The sequence below is a fragment of the Lactobacillus kimbladii genome (genome assembly GCF_014323605.1).
GTDB lineage: Bacteria > Bacillota > Bacilli > Lactobacillales > Lactobacillaceae > Lactobacillus > Lactobacillus kimbladii_B.
In genome coordinates this window covers 59,011-85,964 of the sequence record NZ_SCMB01000001.1, presented here as the reverse complement: position 1 = coordinate 85,964, position 26,954 = coordinate 59,011, and the positions used below count along the sequence as shown (strand labels likewise).

The window sequence follows — 26,954 nt, the reverse complement described above, 5'->3', positions numbered from 1 at the left end:
TTTAACGGGTTTATTTTTTAAAAAATTATACAATAAAATTCTATTCTTAAAAACCTTTTAAAGAAGTCAAGAGATTAAAGAAGAATAGATTTTTATCATTTTATGTTATGCTAAGTTCTTTCAAGGAAGAACCAGATAGTTTATCAAATTACTGTTTCAGGTAAAACCAGATTAAAAGTATAATTATAAATGCACGCAATTAGAGTTACTAGCTAACAACAAATGGTAAAGCATTAAGTACAAGGGTTCAAAGCCTGATGAACTTTATCAAAATAATTTCAAGAAAAATTTCCTTCTGGCTGATTCAACAGAAGGAAATACGGCTATTAAATAAAATTTATATCCGTTGTCTGTCTTAAGCAAACTGAGTCCTAAACGCCAAATAGTTTTCAGGGCTATTTTTATATCTATATATTTCATATAGGAAATGATATAAGTTACACGAAGATCTACAAAACGGGCGGATTGTGCTTTTTTTAATAATTAAATATAAAAATATGTCTACTCTATGTACAGGTATACTGGAGAGAGCGATTACATGATGCTAAGATGATTAATAGGAGATGAAATTATGAAATTAGAAAAAGCTATGACAGTTCTTGGATGGATTGCTTCTATAACGGCTATCATAATGTATGTGTCTTATATACCACAAATTATTAACAATTTACATGGCGTTAAGGGTAGTCCCATTCAGCCATTAGCAACGGCAATTAATACATTTTTATGGGTGATTTATGCCTTGTTTAAAAAAGATCGAGATATTCCTTTAGCTGCTTGCAACGCAGCAGGAGTTGTGTTTGGATTAATCACATTTTTCACTGCACTATAGTTTTGTTAAAGTTTGAGAGGTAAGAAAATGGTAAAAGTAAAGATTACTAATCCCCAAGAGAAAATTAAAATTCCTGTTCCAGTTAAGTTTTCGGTTTCCGATGATATAACAGGGGATTATTGGGTTGTTAAGAATAATTCTGGAAAGACTTGTGTAGCGCAGAGGTTACATAACGATTCAGATCATAATTTTGTCGCTATTGTCAATTTCTCTGGTCCTGAAGAAGAATTATCTTTTGATCACGAAATTGAGGAGGACAAAGTTAAAGGTATTAAAGAGATACCTACAGCTAAAGAAAATGATGCTTATGTACATTTGAATACTGGTAAATTTGATTTCGAACTTTGTCGTGGTACTGCTCAAGGTGAAGGTTCATCTAAATGGGGTTTACGACATTTTATGGCTGTGGATGAAAAACGGGATTTGCTGCCATCAGGAAATAATGCTATGGGTGGCTTTTATGGTCCCTTCTTTACTCCTGATAATGGTTTAATTAATCCGGCTGAACATTTAATTGTAGATATCAAACCAATTGAAAATGGTCCTGTTATGAAAGAGTACCGTTTATCAGGCAGAATACCAGACGGTTTAAAACCGGAATTACACGGAAAGCGTTTTGCTTTGGACTGGTCTTTTTATTACGATGTTCCTTTCTTTTCGCGCGTTTACCATGTAGATCATTTTCAAACCACAGTTAATCAGCGCTCTATTGTGGACAAAATCACTGTCGGTGATGAATTTGAAAGCGGGATTGGACAATTAGTATTTGATCGCTTTGCCACTTATGACGGTGTATGGTATCGCGAAGGAGATCCATATTCTGGTCAACTGGCAAATAAAGTACAAGAGTTAGTTCATGATGGTCAAAAACGGAGTGATCGGTTTGAAGATTTTAGAAAGCAACTTACCAGCAATATGGCTAATGCACATTGGGACCTGTATTGGCGCTTATTCTCTGTTTGGGAAAATGCATTATCTCAAGTTGAAATAGAGACTAATTTGCATGATGTGCGTCAGAAAGCTTTTGTGTTGGCTGAGTTGAATGATCGTCCGTGGTTATTTAGTGCTGATCCTGTCAATGTGAGTGCAGTTAAGGATCAGACTGTCTTTGCTGGGCCCGCAACTAAGAGTGCTGAAATTAATACTCAAACCGGTCAGGCCATGGTTTGGCAAACTGAACATGCCTCAAATGCTTTTCAAATTGTTCAGAGACCACAATCTGGCTGGCAAAATTGGGGAACTAATGCAGAAAATGAGTGTCCCTCACTACCAGTTGGTAGTTTGATTCATACTGCGTATGGACCTTACCAGAATAATTGGCGTGAGGTATCAGATAGTTTGGAAGCCTTAGCTGATGTAAGAGCAGAAGTAGAGTAAAACAGGTTTAAAATTTATGAGCCAAAAAATTCAAGAAATCTTGCTATTTTAAATTAGATTTCTTGTCTTTTTGCATAATTTAAATGTGTGCCAAACATATTTAAAAGATACTTGGTGAAATCTAAATTTTAAATAGCATTTAGCAAAAGAAGAAAAGCTATTTAAAACATATAGTGCAAACACTAAAAGCATAAAAATAGCCAAAAATTGCCAGTTCCTGTATACTAATTATAAGCTTTTATGGGAAAGAGGATGTTTAGTTTAGAAATAGGATTTTTTAAACTAAAGATAATTTTTAAAAAAACGTTGTTAATTAACAATTACTTTTTAATAATCATGTAAGCAGAAAACTTCGGATAATTACCAGAGGCTTTCTGCTTTTTTAAAAATTTAAAAATTATCTTTATTGCATTAATCAAGCTTAGCTTTTATAAAATCGGCTTAATTACGATTATATGGCTTTTCTATTCAAACAGCTTAATTGTAAATTTAATCGAATAATGGAGGAGATAGCATGTCCCAAAAATCAGAACTACTATTCAAATTAACCCCCGAGTCCGGTTTAACTGATGCTGAGATAGAAAAAAAGCGCAGTGAATTTGGCCCTAATGAATTGCTTGAAAAACAAGCTATTCCACTATATATAAAAATATGGCATCATCTAAAAGATATTTCGTCCTTAGTCCTTTTATTGGCGGTAGTATTAGCGACGTATTTGGCTGTTTTTCAAAACGGTGGCTGGACCAAGACAATTGTAATTAGCCTGATTTTAATAATTAATGTTGTAATTGGCTTGTATCAGGAAGCTTCAGCCGAAAAATCACTGGCGGCTTTGAAGGCAATGAGTTTGCCAACGGCTAATGGTAGAAGAAATAATCATGATATTACAGTAGCTGCATCCGAATTAGTGCCAGGTGATTTAATCTATTTAAACACCGGTGATCAGGTACCAGCGGATGCTGTAGTATTAAAAGAAACTAACTTAACTGTTGATGAAGCAATTTTAACTGGTGAAAGTTTGCCCGTTTCGAAAACATGTTATCGTCTCAAAGGCCATTTATCTGACGATGAACGCGTTTATTCTGGCACAGCTGTTGTTGGTGGTAGAGCCTTGGTTCAAGTTTCAGCAATCGGAATGGCAACAGAGCTTGGCAAAATTGCCAACCTTTTGAATAAAACTCAAAAAAGAGCAACTCCTTTGCAGGGCAAACTGGATCATTTATCAAAATGGATGACAGCTTTTGCTGGTCTAGGTGGTCTGATAATTTTTGTTTTAAGCATGGGTATGCAGAATAAGACTTTAGCAGACAGCTTAATGATTGGACTTTCCTTAGCAGTTGCGGCTGTTCCCGAAACCTTGCCAATTATTGTGACAATCAGTTTATCTCGTGGTGTCAAAAAAATGGCTGAGCGCAATGCTATTATTAGACACATTGGTGCTGTGGAGACTATCGGTAACGTGGATGTTATTGCTACTGACAAAACTGGCACTTTAACTCAAAATAAAATGACCATTACTAAATATTGGACACCTGAAACGGGTATTAAGAAAGCGGCTGATTTACCTAAAGCAGGGCAAAATTTATTGAAAATGCTTGGGTTAGCTAACAATGCCAAAATTATGGAAAAAGATGGCTCGGAAGAAGTTGTTGGCGATGCTACCGAAGTTGCGATTGTAAACTGGTTACACCAACAGGGCAGCTCACGCCAAGAGCTGGAAAATGAAGCACCTCGTATAGCAGAAGATCCGTTTGATTCTAATAAAAAAATGATGACGACGGTTCATCGATTAACTGATGGACGTCAAGTAGTAATCGTTAAAGGTGCCTGGGACAGGCTGCACTTAGATAAAAAAGAACCAGTTAAATCTGGTCAAAAAGCTCATGATGATTTTGCTAAAAATGCGTTAAGAGTATTAGCAGTTGGGTATAAGGTAATAGCTTCTAATGCGGATCCAACTGATTGGGCTAAAAATAATTCCAATTTAAAAATTGCTGGTATGATCGGATTAATTGATCCGCCTCGACCTGAAGTATCCAGAGCTGTTACTAAAGCAAAACAAGCCGGCATCAAGACTGTAATGATTACTGGAGATCATCTTGTAACCGCCAAAGCAATAGCTGAAGAAATAGGTATTTTAGATTCTGATCAAAAAGCAATTACAGGGTCAGAATTACAAAAAATGACAGATTCTGAATTGAAAGACTGTATTCAAGATATAAGAGTTTTTGCTCGTGTTTCTCCCAGTGACAAAATCAGAATAGTTCAAGCTTGGCAAGATCTTGATAAAACAGTTGCAATGACAGGCGATGGCGTGAACGATGCACCGGCTCTTAAAGCAGCGGATGTTGGAATTGCGATGGGCATGACAGGTACAGAAGTGGCAAAAGAAGCTGCTGACATGATTTTGACGGATGATAATTTTGCCACAATTATTAAAGCTGTGGCAGAAGGCAGAACTGTTTATCAAAATATTATTAAGGCTGTTGAATTCTTAATTGGTGTCAATTTCGCGCAAATTTTCTTAATGGTTATTAGTACAATTATAGGTTGGGGTGCACCACTTTTAGCAGAACAATTGTTAATTATTAATGTACTTGCCGATGGAATACCTGGATTCTTTATCAGTAAAGAACCTGGTGAACCAAGCATAATGGACCAAAATCCAATAGGTAATGATGAAAGCATTCTTGGCCGTGGATTAATGCAAAGGATGATTATCCGTGCGGTTACTTTTACGATTTTAACATTGAGCGTTTATGCCTATGGCAGGTTTATTCTTTCAACTAACAATTCACAAGTTGGGATGACACTGGTCTTTCTAGTATTAGCACTAGGATCTATGATTGATATCTACGCTATTAAAGATTCTCAACCAATCACTGTGCAAACATTTAAAACCAATAAAATGCTTAATTGGGGACTATTACTAAGCATGATACTAGTTTTATCACTGACACTCTTACCTCGTTTGCGACAATTTTTGCACTTTGCCTTGTTACCTGTTCAGGGCTGGCTGGTCGTTTTGATTGGTAGTTTAATTCCTGTTTTTGTTCTGGAAGTTAATAAACGTTTGACTAACAACATTAAAATGGAAGTAGAAAAAAATAGTTGCTAAAGAATTGATTTCAAAATAAGCCTTGAAAGCTGGCTAACTTTCAAGGCTTATTTTTTGTCATTACTGATAAAATTTTTTTCTTTTATAGTTAAATAATTAATTATTATTGACATATAAATGTAATAAAGTTACAATTTTGTTACAAATTATTATTATAGTTTATTTTTGAGGTTAAAAAATGAAACACAAGTATTTTAGAACAGTTTTATGTTCTGCAGCCATCCTTTTTTCTTTTACGCCATTGACCACTTTAACCGTGACCAAAGCAGAAAGTACTGATACTGCTAAGCCAGCAGCAGTTAGTCCTACAACCGACCCAGGTATGACCGTTACGCCTGCTAAACGGTTTTCTAAAGAAGGTTACGTATTTAAATTATCTAGGAATGCTATTGTTTATCACGAAGTTAATGATGTCATCAATGATACTTCTAAACCGTTTGACAAAAGTTGGGTTAAGAAAATGGCAGATAAAAATATAAAATTTAAGATTACTGAATTTGGTACCGGTAGGGTTGAATTGGTCGCTCACATAGTTGATCAAAGTGGCAAAAATCAAGGCTGGGTTACTTTCTTTAACGGTGATCTTTATAACATATATGCTAAGAGAAAAGCTTTACAGCCACTGATCAAAGCCGAGTTAAAAGTCATGGATTCACAGTTTGAAAGCAAAAAGCCATCACTAATTCAAACTAAAAATGAGGCTAAAAAGCTACACGGTCAAAACAAAAAAATTGCCAATAAATCAATAAAGGAAATAAAAGACTGGTTTGCTGATAAAGGTGATTTATCGTATACACAATATCCGTCACTATTAGTTGGTAAATAGTAATTATTTATAAAAATGCGTGTAAAAGTATCAAACTTTTACGCGCATTTTGTTTCAAATAGAACAATTAAAAAACTAAAAACTCAAATTAACTGGTAATAAATTTTAAGCTAAAGCTTTTTTTCTTTTAGTTTCTAACACTTTAAAGTCATGTTGAATAGGCTGGGTAATTTTAGTAGTTGTGTCAGGGTCTAGAACGAATTTTGTCATTGTTGGGCAATCCTCTGGTTGAATATATAAACTTCTGCTTGAAACATCATATCCTGCCCAGTAACCTGAATAATCACATTTGTCCTCACCTTCGTGAAGATGCTCTAGTCCCCGTGGAATCATGACGGATTTGAATACATTATACAGTTGAGGAATTCCCTGATCTGAATGAAATGGTGCTAAAAATTTAGAAATAAATGTTCCACGAACAAAACGTGATGGAGCAGTATAGTCACCAGGTAATCCTAATAATCCAGAACCACTTTCAATTTGTTTAATGTCTAGCTGATCGCTTATTTGGTGATGACCCAAATTGTGATTAGTTAAATGCAAGTAATTCCGTAAATTGGCGAGGTGCCAAGGATATTCTGGACTGTTGGTCATAACGCCAATACCATCATATATTTTGAAGGCTCCATTCTTAACCGGCTCCAAAATAACGCTTTTGCCACTTGGATCACAGAAAGTGTAATGCATTGGAATTGGAGTAGGGATGCCAGTGTCTGCATTTTCCCAATCAGGATAATTCGTTTTCTCTTGACCAAGATGCTTAAAAGCTTCTTTTATTTCAGCGATACTGCCAAAATTACTTAAAACATATGCGACAACTTCTTCGCCAATTATAGGTTTTAATCCGCGCTTTTTAAGACTTTCTACTGTATCCCAAGAAGCCTCTTCTAAGAATTGTGCATCACCAACTATACCTGCACTATTTATACCATCATTAAAGAAAAGTGAATTATTGACGTTGATACCCATAAAGGGATATTTGGTCGTCCAGCTTTGGTGCAAACCCTTTAATTCATAGTTTGCAGGAAAAGTAGTCATTTTGCTATCTGCACTAGGTTTAAAGGGATCAAATGTAAAGTCCATTGTCCGTCCCCAAAATACGTCACCACTATCAGATTTAATTGCAATAGTTGTACACATGCTTAATACCTCCCATTATTTGTTTCCCCCTTTTAAGGGTAATTTAATTTTATCATATTTTTAAAATACCTCTTAAAAAAATATTTTTTGTAAATAAGAAGTACTAGTTCATAGGTGTTTAGCAGTAAAAATAAATTAATACCAATTTCCTGCTACAAAAAAATTGTTATCTTAATGTTAATTACTGTCACTTAATAAATATTCTAAAGAATAAAATGACTAATACAAATGTTAAATTTACTTATTAATTGTTATAGTCAATTTTTTAACTCAAATTTTGCGGGACAAACTACCACAAATCATTTTTGATAATGGTCTTTTGATAGGTGGTTCAGGAATTATTTTACTTTTGATGTTATCTAAAGTTATGAATAAGTTAATAATCTATCGTAATAAAAAAAGTGAAGTTTAAAACTTCACCTTTTCGTATCAGAGAAAAATTTACAAACTATCTTGAATATTGTCGGCTAGGTAATTGTATAACATGCCCGCCTTTAGGTTCTTAGTGTCAATTCCCAGCGCTTCCGCAATTGCATATGCAAATGCCCAAGCAGTTGCCGGACCGCGACTAGTAATGACTTTATGTTCGTCATCAGTTACAGTAATATCTTCCTTGAAGTGACCGCTTGGAGCATCTTTTTCTGTTTGTTTTTCAAAACCCGGATAACATGTGTAGTCAACGCCAGCTATAACGCCATAACGGGCAAGAGCAATGGGGGCAGCACACATTGCGGCATCCCATTGGTTAGCGTTATGCCGTTTTATCATTAGATCTGCCAGTTTTTTATTATCACGTAAATTTTCTGCTCCGGTTGTTCCACCTGGAAGAGCTACTACGTCATAATCCAATAGACTATCGTCAACAGTTTTATCACAGGTAAGTTTGATATTGTGTGCACCATTTACCGTTGTACTAGTAAGCCCAACCATATCAGCTTGAATACCTAAGCGTCGTAATACATCAATAACGCTTAAGCCTTCAACTTCTTCACAACCATCGGCAAAAATCACAGCTACTTTTTTCATTTGTTTTACCTCACAATTCTTATACTTTATTATAAACTAGCTTAATTCTAGGTAAAATAATAAATCACTTAATTTATTTAAATGTAAAGTTGGACGTGGACTAATTGGCATTTTTACTTTCTTGGGCGCTAGCCAAAGAGAATCCAGGTTAGCATTTTCGGCACCCTGAATTTCATCGACTAAGTTTGTCCCAATTACAAGACAAGTAGCTGGCGTCAGATTTTGCTGCTGCAAGATTGTTGTCAAAACCTTCTTATTTGGAAACTTACATGCAAAATCATCTTTAAAATAAACTGCGGAAAAATAATTTATTAGTTCTGTATTTTGCATGCGGTATGAAGCCACATCTTTTTTCTCTTTTGTCAGCAAAACCAAGTTAACTTTGTTTTTCACCTCATCTAAAAAGGGCACTACATCTTTATTTAACTGATCTTGTTTTTGCAACTGGTTATAAAAAGTGCCTTTCGCAGAAATCCAGTCATTTTTAAAGAATTCCTGCAAAGTTAATTTAATGCGCTCATCAAATCCTAGTAATTTAATCTTTTCTTGTAATGAATTATATTGTATGCGCTCAGCTGGACCATATTCTCTGCCAGTTAATTTCAAAGTTTGCCTAAGTGCATTTTGTTCTGCAACTTTTTCGTTTAATAAGCTTCCTTCAAGAATAAAAATTAAAGTTTCATATTTTGCCAAGTGTACTTTTCCTTTCATTAACCAACCCTCTGCATTATAACGATTAGCTAACCCAAATTAAAGACAAATATTCATGAACAAGTTTTTACTCATAATTTTCTGAGTTCTCACAAAGCCACCTACGTTGTTTTATTATTTTTACTATAGTTCAAGAAATTGTAATTAATATGTTAAAAATTATTGTGTTTTACGAAAATTGTGATACTATTTAGACAAATATCTAATTAGATATTTATCTAAATAGAAAGGAAAAGAAACTAATGTGAGTTTTGAGTCTAGTTTTAAGGCCTTGTCAGATCCAGTGCGTCGCAAAATATTGCAGCTTTTAAAAAATGGACCAATGTCGGCAGGAGATATTGCTAATCATTTTAATATGACTAAAGCTACTATTTCATACCATCTTAATATGCTGAAAAAGGCTGATTTAATTGAAGAGGAACACGAAAAAAACTTTATTTATTATTCGCTAAATACTTCTATTATAGAAGAAATTATGGGTTGGCTTGTTGATCTGAAAGGAGATCATGATGAAAAAGAATAGTATTCGTCAAACAGAATTAATCTCGCTTCTGCTAATCTTATTTCCAATTTTGACCGGAGCATTTTTATATAATCGTTTGCCGCAAAAAATGGCCACACACTTTGGGATGACTGATATGCCAAATGCTTTTAGCAATAAATTATGGGTTATTATTGGTCTGCCTTTTTTGGGAATTATGCTTCAAGTAATGGTTTTTTTTATATTACACAATCAAAAAGAAACCAAAAATCTTGATTTTAAGATAGTTAATATTACCCTTTGGCTTGTTCCTGTTATTACTAATATCGTAAATCTGTCACTTTATGCCTATGCACTGGGTCATAAAGTAAAAGGCTCCTTTATGCTTAGTGCTTTTTTGGGACTGTTCTTTATTATTTTTGGTAATTATCTGCCTAAAGTTAGTCCCAATCATGTCGTTGGCATTAAATTACCATGGACTTTGAATAATACGGAAAATTGGCGTAAAACACACAGATTTGCCGGATGGATCTTTTTTATCAGCGGCATGGTTCTGCTTCTAACTTCTTATTGGGAAATGTATTGGACCGTTATATCCGTCACTATTATAGTTATTTTACTTCCAACTTGTTACTCATATCTGTTGAGTAAGAAAGGATATTAAGTAACTTAAGAAACTGAGAGATGAATTTAAAACAAAATATTTATTTTAGAGAAGAATTGGCTTTGTTATCGACTAAAGTTAATTCCTTTTTTGTGTGCAAAAACTATAATGTTTCAGTAATTATTATTTAGAGACTAATTTGTTAAATCAAACTTCATTATTAAATAGACAATTGGTCAGAATTAAAATATCTGCTTAAATTATTTTGCAAGAGCATTATAATAGAAATTAACTTTTAAAAGGGAGTTAATTTGAATGGCATCTATTTTTTCACTGATCTTTATACTAATAGGGGGTGTAGCCAGCGGTTTGTTGTCGTCAGTGGCTTCAATGGCTTCTCTTGCATCATATCCGGTATTGCTGGCAGTTGGTATTCCACCAGTTTATGCCAATGTCACAAATGATGCCGCCTTGATTTGGACTAGTATTGGTTCGACTATTTCTTCAACAAAGGAACTTAAGGGACATTGGCACCAAGTGGCATTTTACTCGATATTTACTATTGTAGGTTCTTTAATTGGCTGTCGTTTATTGTTAGCTTTTCCATCTAGTGTTTTTGAAAAAGTGGTACCAATTTTTATTGCTGGCTCGGGTGTTATGGTAATTGTTTCAGGTAAGCATCATAGTTTAGAACCGCATAAAAGACCACTTTGGCAGGAAATTTTTTATATTGCTGCATTATTAGGGATGGGTGTTTACACCGGCTATTTTGGAGCCGCCGGTGGTGTAATTGTGCTAGTTTTATTAACTTATATTACTGATGAAAAGTTTATACTTGTCAATGCAATTAAAAATGTCATCTGTGGACTAGCGAATCTGGTTGCTCTAATTGTTTTTATTTTTACTTCGCGAATATACTGGATGCAGGCAATTCCTCTTGCTGTCGGCATGTTCATCGGTGGTTATTTAGGAATGGATATTTTGCGCAAGGTTCCAGCCAAATATGTTCGTATCTTTATTGCAGCACTAGCATTTATTCAAGCTGGGTATTTCTTTTATAAGGCATATATGTTATAGTTTAAAGCACGTTAAATGAAAGGAGAATGCAAATTGGCAACAGAAATTTATATTGTCCGTCATGGCGAAACAATGTTTAACCAGTTAAACAAAGTTCAGGGATGGTGTGATTCTCCTCTGACAGTCAAGGGTATTAATGACCTAAAAGTAACTGCAAATGCCCTGAGTCAAGTTCGTTTTGACAACATGTATTCTTCCGATTTGAAGCGTGCGATTGATACAGTTCACTTAATGAAGGACGCTAACCAGGTTTCAGAAATTGGCAAGATTAAAAAATTGCCTGAGTTTCGGGAAGTATTTTTTGGTTCTTTCGAAGGTGATGATATAGAGGAAACCTGGAGGGAAGTTGCACTGGCAGCTGGAGTTGGTCCGCAAACAGATGTAACCAAAATTATCAATCAGGTTGGAATTTATGAATTTCGTGAGGCTACAAAAAAGGCTGATCCGCGTCATTTGGCAGAGAATAAAAAAGAGCTGGATGAACGGATGGTAAGGGCGATTGACGTTCTCCATGAGCTGACTAAAAATGAAAAAAGAGTTTTAATAGTTTCTCATGGCGATTTTATCAAAACCTTAGCCATTAAGTATTGGAACCAGAGTGATGGTCTCCATGATATTATTTTTCCTAATAACGGTAGTGTCACTCGGGGAATTCTTCGTGATAACGGTAACTTTGAAATTGTAGATTATAATGTAAATGCTGAAGATATGTAAAGTCCTGCTTAAAAGTAGGGCTTTTTTTACCTTTAGTGCTTGAAAGGAAAAAATATGAAAGATCATACTACAAAAAAATTTGCCTATGTAACTGCACTTAATGTTGTTATTACAGTTGCAGAATTTATTGGTGGTTTCGTATCTGGTTCTTTGTCTTTATTATCTGATGCGGTACACAATCTGAGCGATGTCGGGGCAATAATTATTTCGTTTGTGGCACATATCATCAGCAATAGACGCAGTAATAAGCGAAAAACTTTTGGCTATGACAGGGCTGAAACTTTGGCTGCCTTTACCAACGGTATTATTCTAATTTTAATTAGTATTGTTTTATTTGTGGAAGCTATTGAAAGATTTTGGAAACCAACAAAAATCAGTGGCGGCATAATGCTGATTGTTGCAATTATTGGTTTGATTTCAAATGTAGTTTCAATGTTGGTAATGCATCAAGGTGGACAGCAAAATCTAAATGTGCGATCCACTTTTATGCATATGCTAAGTGATGCTCTTTCCAGCGTAGCAGTTGTAATTGGTGCGATTTTTATTTATTATTGGCACATTAGCTGGATTGATCCGGTGATGACTTTATTAGTGTCGGTCTTCGTTTTTCATGAAGCTTGTGAAATAACAGAAAAGGCAGCAAATGTGCTAATGGAATCTAATCCTGACATTGATCTGGATGAAGTTAATAAGATAGTTTTATCTTTTCCTGAAATAAAAAATATTCATCATGTACATGTGTGGCGTTATAGTGATCGTTATGTCATGCTTGATGCACACGTCAATGTTGATGCTGATTTAACAGCTGGTAAATTTGAATTTTTAACGCAACAAATTAGTGCAAAATTACAAAAATTAGGAATTAACCATATTAATTTTCAAGCAGAATGTGAACGAGGAAAAAATGATAAAATGATTGTAAATGATCGTAATCAAGAGTAATCAGGAGAAAATTAAAGTTGAAAGTTAGTATTTTTACTGCCGTTATTGTTTTAATAGTAGGCTTATATGATATTGCTTATGCGTACAACAGACGTTACCGCAACCATAATCACGGAGTAACTCCTTTTATGATATTGGGAATCATTTTTACAATTAGCGGCTTAGCTTTAATAATTATGCATTGGGTGAGATAAAATGGTCAAATTAGTGCTTGTAAGACACGGTGAAAGTACTGCTAATAAAGCCAATGTTTACACGGGTTGGAATGATGTTGCTCTAACTGAGAAGGGGCGAAAGCAGGCTAAAATGGCTGGCAATTTGATTAAGAGTATTATCGATTTTCACCCTACTCATATTCACACATCGGTATTAATGCGGGCAATCATTACTGCTAATATAGTTGCAGATATTTGTAATTTTTTATATTTGCCCATTACTAAAACTTGGCGTTTGAATGAAAGGCACTATGGTAATTTACGGGGCATTAATAAAGACGAATCGCGTAAAATTTTTGGTAAAGAACAAGTGCTGGAGTGGCGGCGTGGATTCTATGCGATTCCACCTGAAGGTAAAAAAGTAACATCCAGACGTTATGCTAATTTTGATCCGCACTTTTTGCCGCGAACTGAAAGTCTTTACCAAACACAACAGCGAGTTATGCCTTATTACTATGACAATGTAGCTAGCAGATTAAAAAAAGGGGAAGATCAATTAATCATTGCTCATGGTTCTAGTTTACGAGCATTAATTAAAGAATTAGAAAGTATTGATGATCAAGAAATTATTAATCTTGAAGTTCCAAATGCACAGCCAATAGCTTATACATTTGATCAGCAAATGAATATTGTCGACAAAAAGATTTTACGTTGCTTTTAGTTCATAGTAAGGTTTTCTACAAATGTATGTTAAAATTTATTACGATATCATTTAAAATTTACATTTTTAGTTTGGAGTAGAGGCATGCGTAAAATATTTTTATTACGAGGCGCACCCGGCTCCGGTAAATCTTCATTTATTTCTCGTCATCACTTACAGCCATATGCAATTAGTCGTGATCAAATTAGATTGTTGCTGGCGAATTTAACCTATTATTATGAAGAAGATACCGATTGCTTACATCAAGTAATTCCGCGTTATGCAAATGAGCAAACGGAAAAAGTGGTGGATTACCTCGTAGAAGAAAAAATGAAACGTGGCGAAACGGTTATTGTAGATAGTACGCATATCTTTGCGGAGAATATTGAGCATTATCAACCCTGGGTCGAACGTTATCGTTATGAGCTATTTGTTGTCGATTTAATGTATCATAAGAGCTTACGTAGTTTGTTAAATCGCAACGAAGTTCGCAGACAATATGATTGGGTAAAGCCAGATGTGATTAGGGAAATGTTTTTATCTTATCAAGATAATCTGGATGTGCCGGAATGGGCTCACGTTATTAATCCCAATCAATTGGGCAGAGCACTTTCGCAAAAAGAAAGCAATTTAGATCATTTTGCTCATGTGATTGCAGTTCCTGATCAAGTGACTGAAGATAATTTTCCCCATGTACATATTTCGAATTTCTATTTTTCGTTTAACGATTTGTTTACCGAAAAGTATGGCACCTATCGCAACGTGGTTACGATAGGGAAAACTAAAGATGAAGTTGTTAATCAATTTCGGTTACCGTTTTTTGTATTTAAATTTCATCATAAACACTTTTTAATTTCGGCATATCCGGTTAGAAATGAAATGCTTGATCCGATTAAAAAAGTTAAAAGTGTGTGGTCGTATTCTACTGGTCTGGCCAATCCAGCGGATTTCTTGGAATCATTTCCGCAAAGCCGTCCGCAGCATGTGCACCAATTTAATTTATGCAAGTTGCATCCCGATAGACTGCTACATATTTGGTAATAAACTTAAGAAGAGTTTCATGTTGATGTGAAACTCTTTTAGTTTGTTCTTACTTTTTGGACGGGCATTGCTGGTAATAAAAAAAGAAGTATAATAAATTTATTGACTTTTGATAGCGCTTTTAAAAAGGAACAGATAAAAATGAAAATTAAAGAACTCAAACAAGAATTTAGTAATATTTATCACCAAGAACCAACCGGCTGTTATTTTTCGCCTGGTAGAATTAACTTAATTGGTGAGCATACTGACTATAATGGTGGCCATGTTTTCCCTTGTGCAATTTCTTTAGGAATTTATGGTGCAGCCAGTTCTCGAACAGATGAAAGATTTTGTTTTTATTCAGCTAATTTTGCCAATATGGGAGTAGTTGAAACTGATATGCACCAGTTGCAGTTTGCCAAAGAAGATTCTTGGGCAAATTATGCTAAGGGAATGCTCCATTTTATGCTCGAAAATGGGGCAAAGATTGAACATGGCCTTAACATTTACATTAATGGCAATATTCCTGATGGTGCCGGTTTGTCCTCATCTGCAGCATTAGAAATGTTAATTGGCATTTTATTGCAGGATCAATTCCATCTGTCTTTTACTAAATTGGAAATTGTTAAAATGGGAGTTAAGACCGAAAATGAATTTATTGGTGTTAACTCGGGCATTATGGATCAATATGCTGTAGCAATGAGTAAAAAGGATCATGCCATTTTGCTTGATACCGAAAGGGTGGCGTCTGAGCTGGTACCCCTTGACTTGAAAGATAATGTTATTGTTATTATGAACACTAACAAAAAGCGGACCTTAGCGGACTCAAAATATAATGAGCGCAGAGCAGAATGTGAAAAAGGTCTGCACTTTTTGCAGGAGAAACTGTCAATTAAGTCGCTTGGTGAATTGGATAGTTTAGCTTTTGATGAAAATAGTTATCTTTTGCCAACAGAAAACCTGCTGAAACGCTGTCGTCACGCAGTCTGGGAAAATGAACGGACATTAAATGCTGAAAAAGCACTGCAAAAGGGTGATTTGAATGAGTTTGGTCACTTAATGAATGCATCACATATTTCTTTAGAATATGACTATGAAGTTACTGGTAAAGAACTCGATACTTTAGTTCATACAGCCTGGAAACAATCTGGTGTCTTAGGTGCGAGAATGACTGGTGCCGGTTTTGGCGGCTGTGCAATAGCTTTGGTTGCCAAAAATGAGGTTGCTGCTTTTAAAAAGAATGTCGCTGATATTTATCAAGAAAAGATTGGCTATTTACCTTCATTTTATATTGCAGAAACAGCTGATGGCACAAAAGTTTTATGATGTTGGAAAGTTGAGATGGATAAAACGAATCTAATTGAGAATTTCATTACGCAAGTTATTGCCCACAGCGATTTTACAGAACTTGATCGTATTTATTTGAGAAATAGAATTTTGGCCCTTGTAGGCGATGAAGCTAGAAAGGTAACAACCAGTAGGGAAGATCTATTGAATCTTAAAGACGAGTTAATTCAGGCTGCCCAAAATTCAGGGAAGTGCTTGGCCAATAATTCCGCCAAAGATGTCCTCGATGCACAATTAATGAATTTGATTGTCCCCAGACCAAGCGTTGTTAATCACAACTTTTGGCAAACTTATGAGCATTCCCCACAAAAAGCGATAGCTGATTTTTACCAATTGGGTAAAGATAGTAATTATATTAAAACTAGAGCTATTGCAAAAAATATTTATTTTACAACAGCAAGTAAATATGGTGATCTTGAAATTACAATTAATCTTTCCAAACCGGAAAAGGATCCCAAAGAAATTGCTGCAGCCAAAAGCGCCAAAGTAAAATCATACCCAAAGTGTCAGTTGTGTATGGAGAATGAGGGCTACCTAGGTCATGTAAATTATCCTGCGCGTACCAATCACCGTATCATTCGCTTTCATTTAGGAGATGAAACTTGGGGTTTTCAATATTCCCCTTATGCATATTTTAATGAGCACTGCATTTTCTTAGCGCCAAAGCATGAGCCAATGGTAATCAATAAACAAACTTTTGCCAATTTGCTGGAAATTGTTGCTAAATTCCCAGGTTATTTTGTTGGTAGCAATGCGGACTTGCCAATTGTGGGCGGCTCGATTTTAGCACACGAACATTATCAGGGCGGCAAGCATCGCTTTCCGATGGAGAAAGCACCAATTGTTAAAGAACTTAACTTTAAGGGATTTGATGATGTCAAAGCGGGTATTGTCAAGTGGCCCATGTCTGTAATCCGTTTAAGCGGTCTGAATAAAAATAGTTTGATCAAATTAGCAAATAAAATTTTAATAAACTGGCGCAATTATAGTGATGAAAAAGTAGCAGTCCGGGCATTTACGGACAATATCCCCCACCATACTATTACCCCAATTGCTCGTTTACATGGACAAACTTATGAACTTGATTTAGTTCTCAGAGACAATCAGACTTCAGATAAATATCCTGATGGAATTTTCCATCCCCATGCTGATGTACAACACATTAAAAAGGAAAATATCGGCTTAATTGAAGTAATGGGATTAGCGGTTTTTCCGCCGCGCTTGAAGCCAGAGTTTCTTGAGGTTAAAAAATTTTTGCTTGACCAGCCTAACAGAATTGCACCAATCCACCTTGACTGGGCTAAGAAAATTAAAAGCAAGTATGAAATAACTAGTGAAAATGCAGATCAGATTTTGCAAAAAGAATTGGGTTTCATTTTTGCTCGTGTTTTAGAAGATGCAGGAGTTTTCAAGCAAACAGCTGATGGTAAAGCAGCCTTTATGCGTTTTGTTAAGGAGGTCGGGCTAAATTAAATTTTGGCTTTTGTTTAAAAGATCCATATGTGCAAAAGCAAAAATAAGACAATTTCCTATAAAAAATAGGTGAATTTTTTGTAACTTTTTTGGCACACCATTTATTTGATAATTAATGTTATATCTGATATAGTATTCAAAGATATATTATTATGAGGATGGTGCAAATGCTAAGCCGAACCAAAAAATTTGTTCTGATTATTTTAATTATTTATCTTCTTTTGATTACCTGGCAATTTGTAACGGCTGCTAAAGATGGGGCAGGATTAATTCCAACAAACGGCAAAGCAGTTGACATTTCTGTAATGCTTTTCTTTTCCATTCAACCGAATGGCTGGAATGAAAATATCATAAGTTTAGTTATGATGTTGGCATTCGTTCCCACTTTTGGAACAGGTCTCCTAATCTATTTTAAAAATAATAATATGTTCGGCGCTGTTCAGCAAAGAGTCGGCTATCATAAATTTCTGAAAACCGGGGTCATTAACTCCTTTATTGTTGGATTTCTTTTTTCTTTAATAACTAATATCTACCAGTTAGCATTGATTAGTGTATTTTATTATCCGGTTTTCTTTAAAACCAGACCTCTAAAATTATATATTGGTGCCAGACCAGGATATTTTTCTACTAACCAGCTGATCGATTTATGTTCGTATGTTACTTTAGCTGCTGTTGGTTGGGGTATTTTTGCTATTTTAATTTTCAGCATTGGTCTTTTTGTTTCAAAAAATAGTATTTATTTAGTTTTAGGTCCGTGTGTGGGTTTAGGTCTGACTTTATTGTCAATTTTAATATCCATGGGCAATAAATTTTTGCTTTTTGTCTCGTATTCGTGGTTTCCATTTGCTGTACTTGCACCGGGACAGTTTGCGTTAGGATCCCACTTGCCGCCGATTAATTCCTATTTGCTTTTTATGGTAGTGGCGCTGCTTTATTTGTTATTTGCGGCTTACCTAATTAAATTATGGCAGCAGCAGAAAAGAAGGCTGGGCTGATTATGCGTTTAAAGCGAATATCCCGCAGACTTGTTTTAATTGGTTTTATCATATTTTTTATAGGATTAATAGGAAGCATTATTCTGATAAAAACAAGTTCACCAGAAACTATGGAATTGCCAAATGAATATCTCAATTTTCACATGGTATCACTGTATTTGCAACCAGCGGTCTTCTTGCTATTTTATAAGCAGGTACTTACTTTTCGCAACATCAACGTATTTGTAACGGTGAGAAGAAAGAATAAGTGGATGATGTTTCACTTAATGGTACTGGCTGCAATTTATTGCTTATTATTTGTATTAGGATTATTTGGTCCCTATTTATTAACTAGTTACCCTCTATTTAAATTTGGCAGCCCTATTTTGGGCACTGAACTCATAATACTGCATGTGCTTGTTTTTTTACTTCTGCTTTGGTTCCTAGTTGGAGGCTACAACTGGCATAGACCATATTTATTATTGTTAATAGTCATACTCATAGACTTAATTTACCATTACTATATAGAGAAGAATATTTTGGTTAGTTATAGTCCTTTGTATGACGAATTATATCGGGCTATTCATGAAATTTATGGTGGCTTTTAAGGAGAAATAATGTTAGAGCTTAGGCAAATAAAAAAGTCTTTCGGTCAGAAGCTGGTTTTAAAAAACGTATCTTTGCTAGCTAAACCTGGTGAGCTGATTCATATCTCAGGTATTAATGGTTCTGGGAAGTCCACCATTTTTAAAATTATTACCGGTTTATTAAAGGCAGACAGCGGTGAAATTAGGCTGGGTGAAAATGATGTTGTAGGCGCGTTAATTGAAAATCCTGATTTTTTAGAATATGAATCGGCCATGTCCAATCTTCATTTTCTGGCTAATCTTAATAAACGGTTTAATGAGAAAATAGTTAGGGATTTACTAAGGCATTTTATGCTTGATCCTGATGATCCAGAACCCATAGCTAACTATTCTGTCGGTATGAGACAAAAGGTAGGTATTATTCAAGCTGTGATGGAAAACCAAAATGTCATTTTGCTTGATGAGCCAACTCGTGGAATTGATCAAGAGAGCATTAGCTTATTTGTGGCCCTGCTAAAAAAATTAAAACAGCAAAATAAAATCGTTGTAGTTGCTAGCCATGATCAAATTAATGAACTTAAATATGATCGTCAATTCGTATTGCAGCGGGGAATACTACAGGAAAAACAACTTTAAATACTTATTCAAAGCGTATAAAAAAGCACTGGGAAAATTGCTAGGCGATATAACCACTTAATTTCTCAATGCTTTTTAATATTTAACTTTTTGAACAGAAATAATAATTTTATTTAAAAGCCAAAGCGCCCATTGGATCCCAAGGTAATAATTGAATTGGGTCTTTAGCACCTTCATCAAAAGCTTTCTTTAAGTCATCAGGTAAGAATTTCTTGTTGATAACTGCTTGGTAAACAAAACTGTCAAACCAGGAATCGCTCATTACAAAGTAACCTTTAAAGCCAGGCTTTTCTCCCCAAGAGTTTTCAATCTTCCATTTAGTAGGCTTGTCATCAACTAAGTCAACACCAGTGATAACCATAGCGTGATCCATCATACTTTCACTGGAATCAAGCATATCTGCTTTTGACATTGAAAAGTCAACGTCAAATAGCTCATCACGCTTGTAAATATCTGTATCTAGCAAACCAAGTTGTCTTTCTGAATCTTTACCAACATTTGAACCAAACCAAACAACTTCTCCAGCTTTAAGTTGTTTAATAATCAAATCTTTCATTTCAGAAATTTTGACGTTAAGATGGCGAACTTGCCGACCACCAACAACATTACCTAAGTACTCAACGGAAAAAACTTTATGATATGGTTTATCATCTGTAGGTGAATTAATGATTGAAACGTGATCTTCCAAATTCATGCCTATGAATTTATCAAAGAACTCCTTAGGCGTAATTCCTGCTTCACGGTGATAATTACCATCATCATCTTTATATTCAAAGTCAAATTTCTTTGGCGGAACTCCTAATGAAATAGCCAAAATGCGGAAGACTTCGTTTAAAAAGTCATTCTTGCGTTGCTCAACTTCATCTTCTGACTTGCCGGCGTTAACTAAATTGCGTAATTCTAAGCCATCTTTACGCAAAAGGGTATTCAAAGTATCATTTAAAGCACTTGAATTATTGGAATTAGCTGTTTCTGGATAAACTGACTTAGGTACGATTCCGTATTTCTCTACTAGTCCACAAAGCATATCCCATTGACCACCGTCTTGTTGTGGTGTTGCAAACAAGAAGCTAACTTTACGGTCACCTAGTGGTTTCTTGGCTGAAGCAATCACATTTTCAAAGAAAAAGTTTGATTTTTCAAATTTATCCCAGAAATTAGTGTAATTTTGTGATAATTCAAAATCCTTAATCTTATATTCCTTTTGGATTGGGTGGCGCATAGTATTCAATGCAGAGAACATCCAGCAACGACCGGACTGCTTTTGATCAGCAGGCTTGCCAGTATCAATTTCTACTGAAAAGGTTGGTGTTAAATCAATCTTAGATTGCAGGTTTTGACTAGCCTTATAGATGCCATTTTCTTGGGCAGCATGACTGGCAATATTAATACCAGAGTGATTCGCCAAATCTTTTGTGAAATCATCAATGGCTGCACTTGTAATTTCTTTTGTCATATTAAATAGATCCTCCTTAAACAAATTAATACTATTTTAGCTTATCCGGCTGAAGTAGTCTATCTCTGAAAATTTAATTATTGTTAAAAAAGTATTTGTTTTTACTTTATCTATTTAATCTTTCAATACTAGAGAGAACCGTTTTTTGGACTTGGTTTGTGATACCAAATTGATTCAAAATCTGGATGCTCATTAAAGTAGTTAATAACTAAAGGATCAAGCGGCCAAACAGGTAGATGAGATTTTTGAGCAATAAACATTACTATTTTCATTTGATCATGTAAAATCTTTTTGCTATCCATTTTGGGATTGATGAAAAAGTGATTCATAATCCAAACTGTAGCATCTTTACGCTCAATTTTATCCATTGTCCAGCTATAAACCATTTCCCCATTATCATCGTCTTCGCGAAAAAATTGGTGAGGATCATCTACATTAAACATTTATTCTCCCTTCAAAAGTAAAAATTTTACGTACCTAATTATATAAGATTTCAGATAATATCTGCAATTTAATGTAAAATAGTGTTTAAAAGTTTTAAAGGAGATAACATGGAAAAGATTCGGGGCTTTGAAATTGTATCTAAATATAAAAATAAAAATGTTACTTTACCAAGAAGACAAACGATTGCCAGTGCAGGCTATGATTTAGCTGCAGCAAAAGATGTATTAATTCCCAGTATTTGGCGGCTTAATTTTGTCCGTATTTTTAGGTTGATTCGTAATGGTCACCAACTATACGAACAAGATTATGAAATGGCTGAACATGTCCTTAAACCTTTTTTAATTCCCACAGGAGTGAAAGCATATATGCCTGAGGACGAGGTATTATTGCTGGCAAATCGGTCATCAAATACTTTTAAAAGAAACCTTGCATTGCCAAATGGGGTTGGTGTCATTGATTCCGATTATTATAATAATGATGCCAATGAAGGCGAGATCTTTGTTCAATTAATTAACTATGGGGTAAGACCTATTCAGATTCATCAAGGTGACCGAATCGGTCAGGGAATTTTTGTTCATTATTTAAAAACTGATAATGATGTGCCTATTGACAGACAAAGAATAAATGGCTTTGGTTCCACAAATAAGAAGGGAAGCTAAATGGCAAAACTAAAAACAAAGTATAAATGTCGTTCTTGTGGTTACATTTCTGCTAGTTATTTAGGGCGCTGTCCCAATTGCGGCGCTTGGAATCAGTTTGAAAAAGAAACTGAAGCAGTGCAAAACCGTTCAACTAAAGGCAGTCCCAGCAGGCTTATCAAGAAAACCGGAATTAGTGAACCGGTTAAATTGGAAAATGTTAAGGCAGAAAAAGAAGAACGTGTACAAACCAGTATGGAAGAGCTCAACAGAGTTTTAGGCGGAGGTATTGTTCCAGGTTCATTAGTTTTGATTGGCGGCGACCCTGGCATTGGCAAGTCAACTTTAATGTTGCAAATTATGAGCGAACTTGCAAATCAATATAAAGTGCTGTATGTTTCGGGGGAAGAATCAGCCAATCAGATTAAGCTACGGGCTGACCGTTTAGGACTGCCAGCTAATGATATGATGCTTTATCCTGAAACAGACATGGAAGACATTCGCCAACAAATTTCCGAGCTAGAGCCCGATTTTGTTGTCATTGACTCAATTCAGACAATGAATGAACCAAGCTTAGATTCAATGACGGGATCAGCTTCACAGGTAAGAGAAGTTACTAGTGAACTAATGAAGATTGCCAAAATGGATGCGATTACCGTTTTTGTTATTGGGCACGTGACAAAAGAAGGTGCGATTGCCGGTCCTAAAATCCTAGAGCACATGGTAGATACCGTTCTTTATTTTGAGGGTGATGAACACCATGCCTACCGTATTTTACATTCTGTGAAAAACAGATTTGGTGCTGCTAATGAAATAGGCATGTTTGAAATGGTTAATAAAGGTTTAAAAGAAGTTACTAATCCTTCAGCTATATTTTTAGATGAACGGTTGCCCAAATCTACTGGTTCCGCGATTGTTGTCTCTCTTGAAGGAACAAGACCTATTTTGGCAGAAATTCAGGCTTTGGTTACGCCCACAGCTTTTGGTTATGCCAAAAGAACTACTTCGGGCATTGACTATAATCGAGCGGGATTATTGCTGGCTGTTCTAGAAAAACGAGGCAACTTGATGTTGCAAAATCAGGATGTATATTTAACTGCTACTGGTGGAATTCGCTTGAACGAACCGGCAGTTGACTTAGCTGTCGTCATGGCTATCGCATCAAGTTATAAAAATCAGGAAATTTTGCCAACTGATTGTTTTGTTGGTGAAGTTGGCTTGACTGGTGAGGTCAGACGCGTCAACCAAATAGATGCACGTATTAAAGAAGCTGCTAAAACCGGTTTTAAGCGTATTTTTATTCCGAAGCACAATATGCGCGCAAGTCTAAAGAATGCTGGAATTGAAGTTATTCCCATTTCAAGTATTCCGCAAGCCTTAAAACTAGTTTTAGGCTAACGAACATTGAACTTTTTTTCTATTACGCGTAAACTTAAATTGTTTATATTTACTTTTGAAAGAGGCATGAATTTTGGCTAAACAAAAAATTCGGGTAAGATATGCCCCAAGTCCAACAGGGCACTTACACATTGGAAATGCACGAACTGCGCTATTTAATTATTTATTTGCGCGTCATAATAAGGGAACTTTTGTTTTGAGAATTGAGGATACTGACCAGAAGCGTAATGTTGCAGGCGGTTCAGAGTCGCAAATGGAAAACTTGCACTGGCTTGGTATTGATTGGGATGAAGGTCCTGACAAGGGTGGCGATTATGGTCCATATCGTCAATCTGAACGAAAAGACATCTATAACAAGTACATTAAGCAGCTGGTTGATGAAGGTAAAGCTTATTACTCTTATAAAACTGAGGAAGAATTAGAAGAGCAGCGTGAAGAACAACGTGCAATGGGCATTGCACCTCATTACACGTATGAATATGAAGGAATGACAGCAGATGAGATTGCTGAAAAGCAAGAGCAGGCAAAGGCAAAGGGCTTAAAGCCTGTTGTTCGTATCCATATTCCTGAAATGGAAACATATTCTTGGGATGATATTGTTAAGGGTCATCTTAGTTTTGAGTCTGATACTATCGGTGGCGATTTTGTCATTCAAAAACGCGATGGCATGCCTACTTACAATTTTGCAGTGGTAATTGATGATCACCTGATGAAAATTACTCACGTTTTGCGTGGAGATGATCACGTTTCAAACACGCCTAAGCAATTAGCAGTTTATGAGGCTCTAGGCTGGGAGCCGCCAAAATTTGGTCACATGACTTTAATTATTAATTCGGAAACTGGTAAAAAACTTTCAAAGCGTGATGAATCTGTTTTACAATTCATTGAGCAATACAGAGATCTTGGTTATCTACCTGATGCAATGTTTAACTTTATTACATTATTAGGCTGGTCTCCAGTTGGTGAAAGCGAGATTTTCAGCCAACGTGAGTTAATTAAACAATTTGATCCGGCAAGATTATCTAATTCTCCTGCTGCTTTTGATCAGAAGAAATTGGAGTGGATTAACAACCAGTATATTAAAAAGGCTGATCGTGATACTCTTTTAGACTTGGCACTTAATAATTTGCAAGAAGCAGGTTTGGTTGAAAAAGATCCAAATCCGGAAAAAATGGAGTGGGTCAGACAGTTAGTTAACATCTATTCTGTTCAAATGTCATATACAAAGCAGATCGTTGACCTAGCAAAAATTTTCTTTAATGCTCCTAAAGACTTAAGTGAAAAAGAAATTGAAGAAATTCGTAAAGATGACGCTAGACCGGTAATTGAAGAATTTAAGAAGCAAATTGATTTGATTCCACGGTTTACTGCTCCTCAAATAATGAATGCTGTACAAGCAACTCGTAAGGCAACAGGAATTAAAGGTAGACGTTTATTCATGCCAATTAGAATTGCTACTACCAGATCAATGGTGGGACCAGGAATTGGTGAAGCTATGGAGCTTTTAGGCAAAAAGCGTGTGTTAGAGCATTTAGATTTAACTCTCAAGCAAATGAGTGAAAACGGCTTATAGTTATCAAAACAGCGTATTATTCTATTATTGAATGGGAGAAATACGCTGTTTTAACTTGCAGTTAGGCAAAACCTGATTATGGCAAAAAACAAGATTGTAAACTTTTGGTTGAAAAAATTGATTAAAGTTTCTGGTAAAATAAGATTTAGAATGTAGAAAGGTCAGTTAGCCACAGTGAAAATTTACAACACTTTAACTAATACTAAAGAAGAATTTAAGCCGATAAACCCAGGTCAGGTAACAATGTATGTTTGTGGACCAACTGTATATAATTATATTCACATTGGTAATGCCAGGAGCGTTATTGCTTTCGACACCATTAGGCGCTATCTAGAATTTCGCGGTTTTAGGGTAAATTTTGTGTCCAATTTTACTGACGTAGACGATAAAATGATCGCTGAGGCTAAAGCTGAAAATGTTACTGTGCCTGAATTAGCTGAGCGCTACATTAAAGCATATCGTGAAGATATTGCAGCTTTAAACGTTAAGCCGGCAACTAAAAATCCCCGTGCAACTCACGAAGTCAACGAAATTATTAAATTTATCCAAAAGCTGATTTCTAAGGGTTATGCTTATGAGTCAGATGGTGATGTTTATTATCGTACCAGAAAATTTAAAAATTATGGTGCTCTTAGCAGCCAAAATCTTGCAGAGCTTGAAGAGGGTGCTTCTGAGCATGTTAATGAAGAAGAACAAAAACGTAAAGAGGACCCAATAGATTTTGCTTTATGGAAAAAGCAAAAGAAACCTGATGAAATAGCTTGGGCTTCTCCTTGGGGCAAGGGCCGTCCCGGTTGGCATATTGAATGTTCAGTAATGGCTACAAAATATTTAGGTGAAACAATTGATATTCATGGTGGTGGTCAAGATTTGGAATTTCCTCATCATGAAAATGAAATTGCTCAAAGTGAAGCAGCAACAGGCAAACCGTTTGTTCACTATTGGATGCATAATGGCTTTGTTACAGTTGGAGCAGATGCAGAAAAAATGTCCAAGTCATTGCATAACTTTGTAACTGTACATGATTTGTTGCAAAAAATTGATCCACAAGTCTTGCGCTTCTTTATGGCCAGTGTTCAGTACAGAAGGCAAATTAATTATTCGACTGATAATTTAAAACAAGCGCAAATTATTTTGCAGAGGTTTAAAAATACTCTTAACAATCTTAAATATCGACTTAAGGATGGATCAACGAGCCAAAAGTCAGAAACTTTAGTCAATAAAATTCAAGACACTCAGCACAAATTTATTAATGCCATGGATGATGATTTTAATGTTCAGAATGCTTTAACTGCCATTTACGATTTATTACCAGAAATAAATGCTAATATTAATGCTAAAAATGCAGATAAAGATGCGCTTAACAATTCTCTAGAATTGTTGATAAAGTGGTTAGCTATTTTTGGAATAGATGTTCAAAAATTAATTAATGTTAATAATAAAAGCGACGACAAAAAGGTCCAAGAGCTGATCAAAAAGCGCGAAGAGGCGCGTAAAAACAGGGACTGGGCTCAAAGCGATGCGTTACGGGATGAACTCAAACAAATGGGTATTACAGTAGAAGATACACCACAAGGAACAAGGTGGTTACGTGAATAAGATTTATTTAAATGCATGATTTAATTTGATAACAATGAATCATTAAGCTGGGAAAAGTGTACATAATAGTGTACACTTTTTATAGTTGAAAGTGATGGTGAGATAT

General features: G+C 35.4%; 26 protein-coding genes. 21 read left to right on the top strand and 5 right to left on the bottom strand.

Going from position 1 to position 26,954, the window contains the following annotated elements; translation table 11 throughout:
* The first annotated feature begins 571 nt into the window (after positions 1-571).
* The 4 genes from ERK18_RS00480 (at position 572) to ERK18_RS00465 (ending at position 6,153) form a co-directional block, all read left to right on the top strand.
* On the top strand, positions 572-832 hold the full coding sequence (locus tag ERK18_RS00480) for a SemiSWEET family transporter (protein WP_034980382.1): 261 nt from the start codon (positions 572-574) through the stop codon (positions 830-832).
* A gap of 27 nt (positions 833-859) precedes the next feature.
* Entirely contained in the window at positions 860-2,209 is a 1,350-nt protein-coding gene (locus tag ERK18_RS00475) for a hypothetical protein (RefSeq protein WP_187153855.1), read from the top strand.
* Positions 2,210-2,723: 514 nt separating this feature from the next.
* Positions 2,724-5,327 (top strand): cation-translocating P-type ATPase, encoded by a 2,604-nt coding sequence (locus ERK18_RS00470; protein WP_187153854.1) that lies wholly within the window; start codon positions 2,724-2,726, stop codon positions 5,325-5,327.
* A 178-nt stretch (positions 5,328-5,505) separates the two neighbouring features.
* Positions 5,506-6,153 carry a hypothetical protein gene (locus ERK18_RS00465; protein WP_187153853.1) on the top strand — a complete coding sequence of 216 codons (648 nt, stop codon included), beginning with the start codon at positions 5,506-5,508 and terminating at the stop codon, positions 6,151-6,153.
* A 105-nt stretch (positions 6,154-6,258) separates the two neighbouring features.
* On the opposite strand, the gene ERK18_RS00460 is transcribed toward ERK18_RS00465, so the two are convergent.
* The 3 genes from ERK18_RS00460 to ERK18_RS00450 form a co-directional block, all read right to left on the bottom strand.
* Positions 6,259-7,293, bottom strand: a complete 1,035-nt coding sequence (locus tag ERK18_RS00460) for a linear amide C-N hydrolase (protein ID WP_187153852.1) — start codon at positions 7,291-7,293, stop codon at positions 6,259-6,261.
* Positions 7,294-7,734: 441 nt separating this feature from the next.
* Complete coding sequence (locus ERK18_RS00455) at positions 7,735-8,319, bottom strand: DJ-1 family glyoxalase III (RefSeq protein WP_187153851.1); 585 nt, start codon at positions 8,317-8,319, stop codon at positions 7,735-7,737.
* A 36-nt stretch (positions 8,320-8,355) separates the two neighbouring features.
* Positions 8,356-9,012, bottom strand: a complete 657-nt coding sequence (locus ERK18_RS00450; RefSeq protein WP_187154250.1) for an HAD family hydrolase — start codon at positions 9,010-9,012, stop codon at positions 8,356-8,358.
* A 262-nt stretch (positions 9,013-9,274) separates the two neighbouring features.
* Here ERK18_RS00450 and ERK18_RS00445 point away from each other — a divergent pair, with 262 nt between their 5' ends.
* The 13 genes from ERK18_RS00445 (at position 9,275) to ERK18_RS00385 (ending at position 19,740) form a co-directional block, all read left to right on the top strand.
* A complete protein-coding gene (locus ERK18_RS00445; protein WP_034980372.1) occupies positions 9,275-9,553 on the top strand; it encodes an autorepressor SdpR family transcription factor in 279 nt (92 codons plus the stop codon).
* Positions 9,540-10,175, top strand: coding sequence for an SdpI family protein (locus ERK18_RS00440; protein ID WP_187153850.1), 636 nt, complete (start codon positions 9,540-9,542; stop codon positions 10,173-10,175). The genes ERK18_RS00445 and ERK18_RS00440 overlap by 14 nt, the downstream gene beginning before the upstream one ends.
* A gap of 255 nt (positions 10,176-10,430) precedes the next feature.
* A complete protein-coding gene (locus ERK18_RS00435; RefSeq protein WP_187153849.1) occupies positions 10,431-11,192 on the top strand; it encodes a sulfite exporter TauE/SafE family protein in 762 nt (253 codons plus the stop codon).
* A gap of 33 nt (positions 11,193-11,225) precedes the next feature.
* On the top strand, positions 11,226-11,906 hold the full coding sequence (locus ERK18_RS00430) for a histidine phosphatase family protein (RefSeq protein ID WP_187153848.1): 681 nt from the start codon (positions 11,226-11,228) through the stop codon (positions 11,904-11,906).
* Between the two features lie 54 nt (positions 11,907-11,960).
* Positions 11,961-12,848: a cation diffusion facilitator family transporter gene (locus tag ERK18_RS00425; RefSeq protein WP_187153847.1), complete on the top strand. Its 888-nt coding sequence runs from the start codon at positions 11,961-11,963 to the stop codon at positions 12,846-12,848.
* A gap of 17 nt (positions 12,849-12,865) precedes the next feature.
* Positions 12,866-13,042 carry a hypothetical protein gene (locus ERK18_RS00420; protein WP_162833770.1) on the top strand — a complete coding sequence of 59 codons (177 nt, stop codon included), beginning with the start codon at positions 12,866-12,868 and terminating at the stop codon, positions 13,040-13,042.
* Between the two features lies 1 nt (position 13,043).
* A complete protein-coding gene (locus tag ERK18_RS00415; protein WP_187153846.1) occupies positions 13,044-13,724 on the top strand; it encodes a 2,3-bisphosphoglycerate-dependent phosphoglycerate mutase in 681 nt (226 codons plus the stop codon).
* Between the two features lie 84 nt (positions 13,725-13,808).
* A complete protein-coding gene (locus ERK18_RS00410; RefSeq protein WP_187153845.1) occupies positions 13,809-14,744 on the top strand; it encodes an AAA family ATPase in 936 nt (311 codons plus the stop codon).
* Positions 14,745-14,885: 141 nt separating this feature from the next.
* On the top strand, positions 14,886-16,049 hold the full coding sequence (locus ERK18_RS00405; protein ID WP_187153844.1) for a galactokinase: 1,164 nt from the start codon (positions 14,886-14,888) through the stop codon (positions 16,047-16,049).
* Between the two features lie 15 nt (positions 16,050-16,064).
* Positions 16,065-17,543: a UDP-glucose--hexose-1-phosphate uridylyltransferase gene (locus ERK18_RS00400; protein ID WP_187153843.1), complete on the top strand. Its 1,479-nt coding sequence runs from the start codon at positions 16,065-16,067 to the stop codon at positions 17,541-17,543.
* A 167-nt stretch (positions 17,544-17,710) separates the two neighbouring features.
* Entirely contained in the window at positions 17,711-18,538 is an 828-nt protein-coding gene (locus ERK18_RS00395; protein WP_187153842.1) for a hypothetical protein, read from the top strand.
* Between the two features lie 2 nt (positions 18,539-18,540).
* On the top strand, positions 18,541-19,125 hold the full coding sequence (locus ERK18_RS00390) for a hypothetical protein (protein ID WP_187153841.1): 585 nt from the start codon (positions 18,541-18,543) through the stop codon (positions 19,123-19,125).
* Positions 19,126-19,134: 9 nt separating this feature from the next.
* Complete coding sequence (locus ERK18_RS00385; protein ID WP_187153840.1) at positions 19,135-19,740, top strand: ATP-binding cassette domain-containing protein; 606 nt, start codon at positions 19,135-19,137, stop codon at positions 19,738-19,740.
* Between the two features lie 109 nt (positions 19,741-19,849).
* Here the strand turns inward: ERK18_RS00385 and pepC are convergent, their stop codons facing one another.
* Positions 19,850-21,196 (bottom strand): aminopeptidase C, encoded by a 1,347-nt coding sequence (pepC, locus tag ERK18_RS00380; RefSeq protein ID WP_187153839.1) that lies wholly within the window; start codon positions 21,194-21,196, stop codon positions 19,850-19,852.
* A 128-nt stretch (positions 21,197-21,324) separates the two neighbouring features.
* Entirely contained in the window at positions 21,325-21,639 is a 315-nt protein-coding gene (locus tag ERK18_RS00375; RefSeq protein WP_187153838.1) for a hypothetical protein, read from the bottom strand.
* A 108-nt stretch (positions 21,640-21,747) separates the two neighbouring features.
* On the opposite strand from ERK18_RS00375, the gene ERK18_RS00370 reads away from it, so the two are divergent.
* From ERK18_RS00370 to cysS, 4 genes are all read left to right on the top strand, one after another.
* Positions 21,748-22,299 (top strand): dCTP deaminase/dUTPase family protein, encoded by a 552-nt coding sequence (locus tag ERK18_RS00370; protein WP_109586566.1) that lies wholly within the window; start codon positions 21,748-21,750, stop codon positions 22,297-22,299.
* The gene (gene radA / locus ERK18_RS00365) at positions 22,300-23,676 is read left to right on the top strand and encodes a DNA repair protein RadA (RefSeq protein ID WP_187153837.1); all 1,377 of its coding nucleotides are present in this window, start codon (positions 22,300-22,302) and stop codon (positions 23,674-23,676) included. It abuts the gene before it with no gap.
* 73 nt (positions 23,677-23,749) lie between these two features.
* Positions 23,750-25,249, top strand: coding sequence for a glutamate--tRNA ligase (gltX, locus tag ERK18_RS00360; protein WP_187153836.1), 1,500 nt, complete (start codon positions 23,750-23,752; stop codon positions 25,247-25,249).
* Positions 25,250-25,423: 174 nt separating this feature from the next.
* A complete protein-coding gene (gene cysS / locus ERK18_RS00355; RefSeq protein ID WP_187153835.1) occupies positions 25,424-26,848 on the top strand; it encodes a cysteine--tRNA ligase in 1,425 nt (474 codons plus the stop codon).
* The last annotated feature ends 106 nt before the right edge of the window (positions 26,849-26,954 follow it).